The 12,432-nt window shown below is 44.0% G+C and carries 8 protein-coding genes; 6 read left to right on the forward strand and 2 right to left on the reverse strand.

The annotated features are described in order from the left end of the window. The first annotated feature begins 80 nt into the window (after positions 1–80). Positions 81–3,776, forward strand: coding sequence for an S-layer homology domain-containing protein (locus ACFO8Q_RS21850; protein ID WP_380029087.1), 3,696 nt, complete (start codon positions 81–83; stop codon positions 3,774–3,776). 208 nt (positions 3,777–3,984) lie between these two features. Here the strand turns inward: ACFO8Q_RS21850 and ACFO8Q_RS21855 are convergent, their stop codons facing one another. Next, on the reverse strand, positions 3,985–4,851 hold the full coding sequence (locus ACFO8Q_RS21855; RefSeq protein ID WP_380029089.1) for a polysaccharide deacetylase family protein: 867 nt from the start codon (positions 4,849–4,851) through the stop codon (positions 3,985–3,987). A gap of 200 nt (positions 4,852–5,051) precedes the next feature. Here ACFO8Q_RS21855 and ACFO8Q_RS21860 point away from each other — a divergent pair, with 200 nt between their 5' ends. From ACFO8Q_RS21860 to ACFO8Q_RS21870, 3 genes are all read left to right on the forward strand, one after another. Next, positions 5,052–6,551 carry a S41 family peptidase gene (locus ACFO8Q_RS21860; RefSeq protein WP_380029091.1) on the forward strand — a complete coding sequence of 500 codons (1,500 nt, stop codon included), beginning with the start codon at positions 5,052–5,054 and terminating at the stop codon, positions 6,549–6,551. 81 nt (positions 6,552–6,632) lie between these two features. After that, the gene (locus tag ACFO8Q_RS21865) at positions 6,633–8,255 is read left to right on the forward strand and encodes a CPBP family glutamic-type intramembrane protease (protein WP_380029094.1); all 1,623 of its coding nucleotides are present in this window, start codon (positions 6,633–6,635) and stop codon (positions 8,253–8,255) included. Positions 8,256–8,298: 43 nt separating this feature from the next. After that, complete coding sequence (locus ACFO8Q_RS21870; RefSeq protein WP_380029096.1) at positions 8,299–8,625, forward strand: YnfA family protein; 327 nt, start codon at positions 8,299–8,301, stop codon at positions 8,623–8,625. Here the strand turns inward: ACFO8Q_RS21870 and ACFO8Q_RS21875 are convergent. Next, positions 8,556–9,029 (reverse strand): GNAT family N-acetyltransferase, encoded by a 474-nt coding sequence (locus ACFO8Q_RS21875; RefSeq protein WP_380029098.1) that lies wholly within the window; start codon positions 9,027–9,029, stop codon positions 8,556–8,558. The two genes, ACFO8Q_RS21870 and ACFO8Q_RS21875, sit on opposite strands and share 70 nt — an antisense overlap. Before the next feature lie 688 nt (positions 9,030–9,717). Here ACFO8Q_RS21875 and ACFO8Q_RS21880 point away from each other — a divergent pair. Both ACFO8Q_RS21880 and ACFO8Q_RS21885 read left to right on the forward strand, forming a co-directional pair. After that, on the forward strand, positions 9,718–11,721 hold the full coding sequence (locus ACFO8Q_RS21880; protein WP_380029100.1) for an esterase/lipase family protein: 2,004 nt from the start codon (positions 9,718–9,720) through the stop codon (positions 11,719–11,721). 80 nt (positions 11,722–11,801) lie between these two features. Beyond that, positions 11,802–12,275 (forward strand): hypothetical protein, encoded by a 474-nt coding sequence (locus ACFO8Q_RS21885; RefSeq protein ID WP_380029102.1) that lies wholly within the window; start codon positions 11,802–11,804, stop codon positions 12,273–12,275. Positions 12,276–12,432 lie beyond the last annotated feature (157 nt).

Here is a 12,432-nt window from a genome sequence, read left to right on the forward strand (position 1 = left end):
CATAAGACTGCAGGCATGCGTCCCGAACCTGACGAAATATGTAGGTACGAGTCAATTTGTGCAGAGGGAGGATTTTACACATGAGTATTTTGAGTCGCCGCTTCCTGGCAGCGATAATGAGTCTCACGCTTTTGGCATCGCTCTTACCGTTAGGGGCGGTGAAGCAAGCATTTGCTTTTAATTATTTCTCGATAACTTCGTTCAGCACGGATAAAAACAATCCGACTACAGTGAATGCACCTACAGTCGATATTAAAGGTATATTCAGCACACAAGTGGTTGGGTCTTCCATTACTTATGAAATACAACAAATTGCAGATGACAAGCCGGCACAAACGGCCAAAAGTACACAGACGCCAACCATTTCATCCCAAACATTCACCTTTAAAAATGTTCAGCTGTTTTCCGGCTTAAACAAGATTATTATTAAGGGTAAAAATACATCAGGAAACGATATTCAGACACAGGATTCCCCTGCTGAATCCGCTTATGTATACTTTGCGAATGTTCCTATAGTCTATGATGTAAAATTAACCAATGGCACTCGATTTGACAGCACCGTTTATGTTGATGAGAGTACGACCAATTCCAAAACGATCAGTTTTACTTTTAATGCTCCAAACGCCACGGAAACATCGATCAACGGAATCGTTGGTGTTCCTGGTGGAGGGAACATGTGGATCGCCTCAGGAATCCCTTTGGAATATGGAACCAACGAAATTAAAATCGTTGCGAAAAACTCCAGTCAAAGTTATACCGCAACACGACAAGCGGTACTCTTTAATCAGAAAGCCTCCTTTAATCTGGAAACTGACCCGGCTGCAGGAACGAGCAAGAATCAAAGCTTAAAGGACCAAACAGCCAAACAGCCTTCTGAAAGGGTATATCCAACCTTGGGGGAAACTTCCAGTAATGCAGGTAACCCGCTGGGGTCGCTTAAAGGAAAAATTATTGTAACAAAGAGCATCTATCCGGATCCGACGAAGGTTGGGCTTAGTTTGGATTTGATTGATGTTCAAACCGGCAGTTCGATTGGTACAGATACTACTCCTGCTTTAGTTACGGCTTCGCCGGAAATCGTAAATGGCGGAGTTCATGAGGTCTATACTTTTACATCAACCAGCTTATCCGGTCTTCAATCCGGGAAAAAATACGAGATTAAAGCCTCGTTAACTTATAATGGATCGACAGTCCAGACCAATATTTTTGCATTTACCTACCGTGGAACAACAGATCTGTATATCATCGACAGTAACCAATTGTATGGCGCGAATTTCAACGGGAGTACATTTGATTACTCATCGAAAACACAAGCAGCATCCAGCTTCGATCTTTTTCAAGCACCGTTGACATTAGGATTTACTTTGGGAAATGCGACGGCCCCAACGATTACTGTTGAACAAAAACAGGACGGATCCACTGCTTGGACTGATATAACTGCCGATGTGACTACAGCCAAATCAACGGACAACACCATGCATGTTGTGCAGATTGCAGGAACTAAGCTTTTAACAGGCTTGCAGACGATTAGAATCCGATTCACCGAAGGGACCGAAACCGACGAAAAAGAATTTACAGTCAATTATGTACCGGCCCCAACCATTCACTTAACCAATGTCTATAATGGCCAAGTTTTCACGACAACAACTGCATTGTCGGAGATTAAAGCCCGATTTGCCAACTTCAATGGGGCGGAAACTTCAACCAAGGTTTATGTCAATGAAACAGAAATTACAGCCCCATGGACGAATACAAGTCCGGATAATTACAAGATTGAGTTGAAGGTATCGGGTACTCCAATATCCCTGCAACCTGGTGCAAATACGATCCTGGTTCATGGAGATGCCAATGGCATTCCGATTGAGATCAACTTGACGGTTTTTGTCTTCTCTCAGGATTTGCCTCAGATTGGGAAACCGATTCCCAAGACCAGTGCTTTTGATAGCACAGTCAATAACGTGACAGTTCGGGATACAGGGGACAATAAATATTACACGACCGATAAAGATGGCTATTTCCGGATTCCATACAGTGGAATGGATAATGTTAAGATCTTGATTAATGGAGCGGACCTTTTTGGAGGTGAGAAAGACGCAGCAACACTGACAAACACCTATTATTACGGCGGAACAACCAAGACCACAGCGACACATTGGTTCGAGGTCAATGCCGCACCAAAATGGGTGGATCTTAAGTTGGCGTTGGCAAGTCCTGGTACGACAAGCGTGACAGTAATCGGTACTAAAGCCGGTGTACCCGCAAATATGACGTTTGAAGTGATACGCGAGGTGCTTCCGTATGAAATCAAGAGTCCGGAATTGCCGAAAGAACGGATCATCAATCAGAACTTCTGGATGGTAAAGATTCGGGCCGAAAATGCCGATTCCGTGATAATCAATAAAGAGACAGCCGCTCGGATTCCTGATCCGAATGATCCGACAGAGCAGCATTTGTTTGGGGTGGAAGTTCGGAACTTGAAACCCGGAAAGAATACAATCAAATTTACTGTGACTCGGGCAGGCACCCCGATAAACGGTTCTATCGATTTGTATTACGCAAATCAAAATACCATTGGTGCTCAATACAAAACACCATTGGGCGGCAATACCATTAGTGCATTTAACAAGTCGATTGAAATAAAATTGCCTAAAAATACTCTGTTCCGGAATGTAAGAAATATTAGTGGAATAGACAATTCACCGCCTTATTTGTTCGATCAGCAGCAGGTTCGTTTCGGAATGGCGAGCAAAAACGATGGAACTGTTGAAAAAGTATCCGGTATTACGACTGCGGGCAAGAATCTGTTGATTAACAATCCGAAAATCTATAATTATATGTTTGCAAGCCCGCTGTATTGGGTGGATGCAGGATATTATGACGAATCGAGTTCGATTTACAAGCCGGTCGATGGTTTGGATCCTTATTCTTCCGGAACGGAGTTTTATGCCGGACGTAAGTGGTTACAGCCCACGAATCGCGGTGAGATAGTCCTTCAGTATGATCCGGCTTTACGGGATGCCATAGGGAACACTTTGTCAGTCTGGCGTTTTTATAACAACGAATGGCAAAACCTTGGCGGAGTCGTAAATACAAGCAAACATACTATTACAGCAGAATTTGACGGATTCGGATACTACACCGTAATGATGCTGCGTCGTGGGTATAATGATGTCCAGGGACATCCTTGGGCACGCGACTTCCTTGAAACGATGATGTCAAAAGGAATCATGCTGCCCAAAAACAATAGTGATTTCGGTGTCTATGACCTCATTACCCGCGGTGAATTTGCTCAGATTATGGTTAAGGCAATTGATGCCCCTCTTGATTATGATCCTAACAACCTGACATTCTATGACGTACCAAATGTAGAAATCAGCGGGCAGTTATATGACTATAAACATATTGAGACTGCATATCGCAAAGGGATTGTGCGAGGCATAGGCCCGAGCACCTTTAATCCAACAGGAAGTTTGACGCGACAGGATGCCGCAATCATGATTGCCCGTGCAGTCAATGCGAAAGTTGGAAGCGACCAGGAAGCTGCACAGAAAGCTCTCAGCAAAGTCTTTACAGATTCAACTGTAATTGATTATTATGCGGCGCCATCAGTTCTTGCAGTCAATAAACTGGGTATTATGAAAGGTTCGCCAAACGTATTGCTGCAGGGACAAAAGAAGCAAACCTTCAGTTTTAATCCGTTAGCTCCACTCACCCGGGCAGAAGCTTCATCTATCGCCTACAAGATGATGCAGAATCTGAAGAAGCTGCCTAAGTAATATGTGACTTTGCAAAAAGAGGATCTCAGCCAGGCTGGGATCCTCTTTTTCATCGAAACGGTAAGTTTAACGGTTTTTGAGGGCCTTATTCCTCTAGTTTGAGTGTCCAAACAAGCTCACAAAAATTAAAAATAAGGACTCGAAATTCCGTTATCACAGAACCTGAGCAGCTCCGCAGTTTTGCAGGTTTAGTCGTTTCTATTCAGATTTATTTTGTGCGGTAGGTCTCAATTTTCGCAATCAGATCATTCGCCGACAAGTCCGCACGCCCTGCGTTCAGGCGGTAAATTAGAGTCTGGTTGCGATCGTTGATTCCTTCTTCAATAGTAAAGAATAACTCGATCCCCAGTTCTTTTCCCACTTCGATTACCTGATCATTATAGGCCCCATACGGAAATGCAAGGAATTTCGGTTGTTCTCCAAGCTCCTCTTCCAGACGCTTTTCGGCCAAGGATAGGTCTTCTTTAATTCGGGCACGGTATTCTCCGGCTGATTCCGGTCGATTTTCACCAGGAAGGAACAGCGGATTGGCGAGTAATGGGTTTTTCTCGCCAGTTTTGCTTGTTTGGCCCACCCGGTGCTGGTCATAGGTATGATTATAAAAGCTGATTCCATGTTTTTTCATCTCTCGCATTTGATCCCACGAAAGATGAGGCAGGATATTCGGATTCACCACATCGGTTGACTTCACCACTATAAAATTCGTTGCAGGCAGGGACCGCTTTTTCAGTTCCGGAAATGCATGAGTGTAGAAGCTTTCGTAGCCGTCGTCGAATGTCAGGACAACTGCATTTGGTGGAATCGCGGCTCTTGTTTTCAAGAACTGTTGATATTGCTCGATGCTGATCACGTTGTATCCCTTCTGTTGAAGGGCATCCAGGTGTGACTTGAATCGTTCAGGAGAGATGGTGATTCCTGATTCGTTCGGGTCGATATGGTGGTACATCAGAACAATCACTTTGTCCTGGTAATACACGGGACCTTGCTTTTTCTCGACCGCCTTTGCAGATGGCTCGCAAGCGGACACGAGTCCGCCAATGAGGAGGAAGAGAAGAAGATGGTAAATATATTTCAAAGTGATTCTCCTTCCACATTAACTGGTATTTCAAAAATAATACTAGCATGTGAGAGAGTAAAATTCCTCTGGTTTTTTCAAAATGGAGTCCGGTAATTTTAGTCAAGTGTTTTTTGACAATAGCAATAAAAGGAAACTGTCCCCAGACGTCGAATTCTGTAGACAGATTGACGGGATACTGGAAGGAGACAGGGGTACATATGCACAAACGTTCATGGCAAAAGAGGTTCACGGCAGGGGCATTGGCATTCAGCTTGGCGGTTCCGGCGGCAGTTCTGGGAATGCCGGCTGCTGTTCTGGCGCAGGAACAGTCGCAGAATAAGAATCAATCCACTTTGTTTCAAGTGTTTGAAACATTGCGGGATCTTCACTGGTCGAATGTAGATGAAGATACATTACTGCGTGGAGCGGTACAGGGAATGCTTGATGTATTGAACGACCCTTATTCCGAATATTTCACTCCGGAAGAATACAAGCAGTTTGTCGATGCAATCAATCAAAGCTATGCAGGGATTGGAATCCGCCTGGGTCAGGATGACAACGGCTATTTGGTGGAGGAAGTGTTTGCCTCAACACCGGCTGAGTCTGCCGGTCTGAAAAAAGGGGACCGCATTGTGTCCGTAGACAACAAGACCACAAAAGGTCAACAGCTTGATGTGGTGACGGGGTGGCTCCGCGGGAAGGAAGGAACTCCGGTCACTCTGCAAATTGAGCGTACTGGCCAGACCCCATTTTCAGTAACGATTACCCGACAGGCGATCAAGCTTCCGAATCTTACTTCCAGCATGTTGGATGCGGAGACGGGGTATATCCGGCTGCTGTCGTTCGGCGAGACGGCAGGGGACGAATTTGATTTGGCGTTGGCCGACCTGCAGCGCAAGGGAGTTAAATCGCTGGTCCTGGATGTGCGGGGAAATGGCGGCGGATTGATGGATGTTTCCCTTCATATTGCGGATCGGTTTTTAAAAAGCGGACTGATCGTTCATGCAAAAGAACGGAACTACGAGCACCGGGTCAGTGCTGATTCGGAAGGTGTCGATTTGCCTCTCACAATTTTGATTGATGGCGACAGTGCTAGCGCTTCGGAACTGCTTGCAGGTACGCTGCAGGCACACAAACGGGCAAAGCTGATCGGACAGCGTTCCTTCGGTAAGGGCGTGATGCAGGCGGGCAAGGAATTGGAGAACGGATCTATCCTGAAGTTTACGATCGGCCAGTTTTATTTCGTGGATGGGACCTCTCCGCAGGGAAGCGGCCTAAAACCGGACTTGTCCGTTCATGTTCGGGAGCTGCAGGTGCCGTTTGCCCTTCAAGTGCTTCATCCCGAACGAGGAAAAAGTGTCCGTTTTGATCTCGCCAAGAACAAAACTTACGTCAATGAGATTGAAATCACGAACCTGAAAACCATCCAAAAGAACGGTAAGTATTATGTTCCGCTGCGGTTTATTCTGGAGGCATTCGGATCGGAAGTAATGTGGAATCCAACTGATCAGTCGATCTCCTTCAAATACAAGGATCGCCTTGCCAAACTATCGGTTCCCGCCGGAACAATGACCGTTAATGATCAACCGGTTCAACGAACTGTACCCTTTTTTATAGAGAATGGGGTTTCCTATCTGTCACTGGAGGCTCTTCAGGACGCTTTGCTCCCGGATACACTGCAAAATACCGGGGCGTTGATTCAGATTCAGGATCAATAAGCGGACTGCTGGATTTGTCGTCCGAAATATGCTATATATGGGCAGAAAGAGGGAACGGCAGATCGGAAAGGATTGGACTGGATGCGACGCAGCAAGTACCCTGTACTCTGGATATTGTCCTTGCTTGGACTTCTTGTTTTTGGTTGGATAGCAGTTGGGGATCTATCGCCAAACGGACAGGCATTCGTGAATCGCTCGGATGCGGCCCAACGCGCTGCCGATTTTTTACGGAGTCAAGGCTTGGGTGTGTCCGGGATGATCCGTACCGAGCTTTATCAGGGCGATACCGACATGGATGCGTACTTGCAGCGGCACGAATTGTCTGAAGAGTTTGCGGAGAACAAGCTCGCAAGACCGCTGTCCTATTGGGAAGTGACCCATTTCACCCCCCGGAGGGACTCGTACAAGGTGTCAATCGACGAAACGGACGGCCGGGTATTGGGGTATGAAATAAGTCGCGACGAATGGGCGGATGAACCGGAACTTACTGAAGAACAGGCTTTGCGATTGGCACGGGAAGAATTGGAACGGCAAGGAATCGACTATTCGAATGTAGTGACCCAAGAGCTGAATGGGGACGAAGAGGGCTATTGGGGTGAATCGTATGTGTACAAATTCCGGGATATGCGCTGGAAGGTTGGTGAATCCGAGCTTGTCTACACTGTAGGAATCACGGGGAGTCACGTGTCCGCCTTTCAGAGCCAATATCTGATCCCGAAAGCCGATCGGGCTTGGTTGAAAAAACAGGATTCTTACGGCATGATTCTCACGGGGATCAGTCTGCTCGGAATGTTTTTGTTCGTGGTATTCTCGATCGTAGTGGCATTTGTCTATCCGAAGCATGAGGTCAATTGGCAAAGAGGACTGGTCTTGGGGTTGGTTCTGCTTGGAATCGCGCTGGTTTCGAACTTGAATGAATGGCCGTTTTTCGTTGCCAGCTGGCTCCTGCCTGCCGCTTGGCCGGTAGAAGTGAACCTTTGGATCATTGCTACGGTTGTCTGTGCTATTGGGGTCTTGTCAAGCGGGGCTACCTACGTCACAGCAGTGGCCGGAAGTGCCCTGCAAAATCGGCTGTGGCCGGGAAAATGGCTGCCTTGGGGAGATCGAGCCTGGCCGGAACGAATTCGGTCGGCTGCGTATCGCGGGTATTTGCTCGCGTTTTTGTGGCTGGGGCTGCAGGCAATCTTCTATTGGATCTCGGAAAAGTATTTCGGCGTGTGGCAGGAGGCCGATTTTACAATGACTCCCTGGAACTATCTTGTACCCGGTTTGTTTCCCGTGCTTGCATGGACGGCGGGGATTGGGGAAGAGATTACATTCCGACTGCTTGGCATGAGTCTTCTGAAAAGATACCTGCGCAGTACGTTTCTGGCTCTGCTGATCCCGGCAGTAGTCTGGGCTCTTGCCCATTCTCTCTATCCGGTGCATCCTTTCTATACCCGATTTCTTGAGTTGACGCTGCTTGGCATGCTCATCGGCTGGTGCTTCCTGCGCTATGATCTGGAGACGGTGATTTTTGCCCATGTGATTTTTGATACGGTCTGGATGTGTCTGCCGCTGTTCATCGACGGGGAGTGGACAGACAAGGTATGGGCGGTCGGCTGGATGGTTTTGCCCGCTCTCGTGGGCCGGTATTCCCGCGTTTTGCAGCCGAAGTGGGTTGGACAGCAGGATGTTGCTTCGTCAACAGGAGGTTCCCCCTGAAGGGGGGATCGGTTGCAATTTCCTTCTAAGGGAGAGATCTGTGATGTTATACGCTGTCTTCTTATTTATCCTGGCCGGATTAGCGGAAATAGGAGGAGGTTATCTGGTTTGGCTGTGGCTGCGAGAAGCCAAGCCAGTTTGGTACGGGATAGTTGGGAGCCTAATTCTGGTTCTGTACGGTATCCTTCCAACGCTTCAAAAGTTCCCTTCCTTTGGCCGGGTATACGCTGCTTACGGCGGCGTTTTTATAATCCTCTCCGTCTTATGGGGATGGGGAATTGACCGGAAAACACCTGACTTCTATGATTGGATCGGAGTGATGATCTGTTTGCTGGGGGTATCTGTGATGCTGTGGGCTCCCCGGCAATAAATCTGGGCCATTCGTATTCCCGTGAACGACGATCTGCGTATATTAACTCTTCTGTATCCATTTTTTTGATAAAACCTTGACAGCCAAGGATGGTCTTCCGAAGTGAAGAGAAAAGCTCGTTTCCGCCCCAATTTGCAAATTTCTCGTTCGGTAAACCGGAGCAACCACTTCCCCCATCCCTCCACCTGCATGTAAGGAAGCACAGCCAAATGAGATATTTCGCATCCGAACGAAAGCCTTTTGATGGTGACTGTCCCAATAGGTTTGTTATCGACATACAACAAGTAGACCCTATGGCGTTTAATATCTTCTTTGCTGTTCGACAGGGATATACGGGCAGCTTGAAAACGAACCTCGTACTTAATAGGAACTTGATACGCCTCTCTTATAATTCGTTTAACCACCAAAGCATCATTAATTTCCGCGCGTCGAATGATTATCAATTATTGCAAAAGAGGTTGTCGATGGGCAGGCTGTTATGCGATCAGGAATCGGAAAATGTTGCGTTACTTATTCAATAGAATTGTGATTAAAGTAAGTAATTCAATTTTACTTGACCAACCGTAATTTCGAGATGATCCTTTCTGCTTTCCAGGCTGGGCATTTTGGTTTCTAACCTGTCAAACCTCAACTTTCGTTTCCAAGAATCCATTCTTCCTTCTAAACTAGTACTCATTTCTTGATTGTTTGAAGAATTTGTGTTGCTCCCTTCAGTAATGCCCCTCCCTGGATATTTTCGGCATGAATCAATTATCTAAGTAGGAGACTAAAAGGTCAATGGATACCAAATGTATCGAAAACAAGAGCGAGTCTGGTTTCGAAAGGTTGAATTTTGACAATACGACCAGGTCATCCGTCATTTAATTACGAGACTTCGGTGTTACCACAAGTTGAAAAAACAGAATTTTATTGTGAAGTACCCACTTCGTCACAAACCGTCGATAATTGTCGGAAAATATAAGTTGAATAGAACATGAAAATATTGTAAATTAAAATTAAACACGCGTGAAAAAGGTGAGTAAGTATTAAAAAATTTACTCAAAAAACTAACTATGGAACAAATTTCATTTCGTTATGAGAGGTGTTCGATTTATGAAAAGAAGCTTGAGATTGTTAAGTATGTGTCTCACATTATCGCTCCTTACAAGTACCGGTTATGCAAAAAACTTTAGCGATACGGAAAAAGTTGAAGGTCATGGGCCTAATGCTGGTTTGGTATTTGATCCTAACAAAGACTATGATAAAGATGGTTTATCAAATGCACAGGAAGATAAGCTTGGATTATTTATTCTAGAGGCAGATACTGATTTTGATTCATTCCCTGACAATGAAGAAAATCAAAAATACGGTACAGATCCCACAAAAGCAGATACGGATGGTGATGGATTAGATGACCAAGTTGAGGTTGAAGATTTTCATACCGATCCACTTAATCCGGACCAAAATAATGACGGGATCTTAGACGGTGCGGAAGAACGTACTGTTCAAATTCCTGAAAATAAATTTGGAATTACCGGTACGGTCACAGGGACTGGACCTATTTTGCGACAGTTCTTGATAAAAGAGAATCCGATAATTATGTTAAACCAAGTATCGTCCTTAAAGACTGTCTATTTAAGCACAAAGAATAAAGATCTCAGATTTAATATTTCTATTCCGTACGATGAAGATGCCACCAAGGTAAAAGATCCAAAACTTTTTACATATGATTTTGGGATGGGTAAGGTAAAGCCGGTTGAAAAGGTAAAATCAGCTAAAGGAAAGTTTGAGGCGGACTTAATTGGCGGCGGGGTATTGTTGGTTGCTTCAGATAGTCAATTCAAACAATCTATTCCACAAAATATTCCAGAAAAAGATATTAGGAAAGAGAAACCAAAGGGAAAAGTTAAAATTGCAAATTTTCCCGGCTTAGAGATTGATGCTGAACGTATCAAAGATAAACCAAAGAAATCGGATTTAATTGTAGAACTCGATCCAAGCCTTGAAGAAATCCCGGAAACCGGAGTGATCTCATTTGAGGAGACAAAGCAGAAAGAAGGAAAGTCGAAAACCTACCAAGCACTTTATAAAGTAAATAAGTTCTATTCAGATGGAACTAATAATATTGTTACCCTGTCTGCCATTACGACTGAAAGCGGTAATACTCCTGCAATAATGGTTCATGGTTTATGGGGCCATCATGGAACTTGGGGGTATGCAAATAGTTGGTATAATACAGAACCAAAACCTAAAGCCGCAGGTTATATTGCAACTTTTCAGACATATACCGGTAAATCCTATGACTCGTATTCTTATTCAACTTACAGTAATGTTGATGTACACAAGATTAATTCCACATCCGATTACGCAGAGTTAGGTGCAGTTTTAGAAAGTAGCCACTATTACACGGCGAACAGTGATCTGTTTGCATTCGAATATCACAATGAACTTGCTGCCCATGTTGGAGAAGCTGCTCAACATTTAAAAAATTTTATCAGTGGTATGAAATCAATAGGTAAAATAGGTCAATATCAGGTAGTCAACTTACTTGCACACAGTAAAGGCGGATTAGTTTCCCGTTATTACATCGAAAATTTATCCGGTTCTTCAAGTGTAAAACGTTTGATTACCTTAGGTACACCACATTTCGGTTCTTCATTATCGACTTATGATGATATGGACCGAGATGACAGTGAATTGTGGAATACGAAAACAGACACAGACCCATATTGTAGTCCGTTCACAAATCAACACTCATATACCCATTATTTTATTTTTGGTGGATTTGATCCGGGGTATGATAAAATTAATGACAAAGTTCGTGGATTCAATTTTGTTGGATGGCTCAGCGGGAGCTATGACAAAGATGTAAGGAATCGTTTTCTGAATGCTGGTATTTCCTTAACGTACGAAGATATTACCGATGATGTAATAAATATTGATACCGCTATGGGGTCGGATCAAGACCCAGACTATAATTTCAATCTACCAAAAATAGCTGCAAATGATCGTGTTTACCTATTCCACGAAACCTATGGTAATCATTCGAAGATGAGAAAATATCCATATATGGATGATTATGTTGCACAAATGCTAGAAGGTTCATGGGATTACTAAGTTAAATCTAACCGCAAAAAAGAGACAGACTTTTTTGCGGTTAAAACTATTTTTTGTATAAATTGAAGGGGGTGTTGTGAATGAAATTGATCAAGAATAGTTTAATAGTCTTTACTATATTTTTTTTTCTTATACTTTTATTTGTTATTTTTACCCAAACTGAGATGGGGTTAGCTTATTATTTAACGTATACCCTTCTTGCAGGGGCTATTGGTTACTTAGCAATTTTTTTAGTTTATTTAACTCTTCGACTTTTACGTCGTTATAAAGAGAATGGAAAGTTTCCGCGCATTGAAATGATCATCGTGTTTTTAATCTTAGTACTTCCAGCACTTTGGTATTATGATTGGGGTTCGAAATGGTTTATAAGAATAGAAGAAAACGATGTTGTACGAATCGTTAAAGAAGTTAAGCAAGATGTAACATTTGATGGAATTGAACATAAATGGGGAAAGTATATCGTTTATTACCATATGCCTGGATGCACCAAAGTTTCGCACATGGAAGTGGACGACCAAACGGGTGAAATTTTAAATGACATTTATGAGTGCTAACGAAAGTATCCTATCCTTTTTCTCATGCTAACCCTTAGCCATTCTTCAAAAAAACCTCTCAAAACAGATTGACTTCCGACTCTCCTAATCGTAAGATAGAAACATAATATTCTAATAATTGTAGTTGTTAGTAACCAGGGGCATACGAGTCAATTCG

This window comes from Effusibacillus consociatus (genome assembly GCF_042652925.1).
GTDB classification, from domain to species: Bacteria; Bacillota; Bacilli; order Tumebacillales; family Effusibacillaceae; genus Effusibacillus; species Effusibacillus consociatus.

Excerpts from the sequence above, each read along its gene's own strand:
- ACFO8Q_RS21850 (WP_380029087.1), top strand. The coding sequence starts at position 81 with ATGAGTATTTTGAGTCGCCGCTTCCTGGCAGCGATAATGAGTCTCACG.
- ACFO8Q_RS21860 (WP_380029091.1), top strand. The coding sequence starts at position 5,052 with ATGCACAAACGTTCATGGCAAAAGAGGTTCACGGCAGGGGCATTGGCA.
- ACFO8Q_RS21865 (WP_380029094.1), top strand. The coding sequence starts at position 6,633 with ATGCGACGCAGCAAGTACCCTGTACTCTGGATATTGTCCTTGCTTGGA.
- ACFO8Q_RS21870 (WP_380029096.1), top strand. The coding sequence starts at position 8,299 with ATGTTATACGCTGTCTTCTTATTTATCCTGGCCGGATTAGCGGAAATA.
- ACFO8Q_RS21880 (WP_380029100.1), top strand. The coding sequence starts at position 9,718 with ATGAAAAGAAGCTTGAGATTGTTAAGTATGTGTCTCACATTATCGCTC.
- ACFO8Q_RS21885 (WP_380029102.1), top strand. The coding sequence starts at position 11,802 with ATGAAATTGATCAAGAATAGTTTAATAGTCTTTACTATATTTTTTTTT.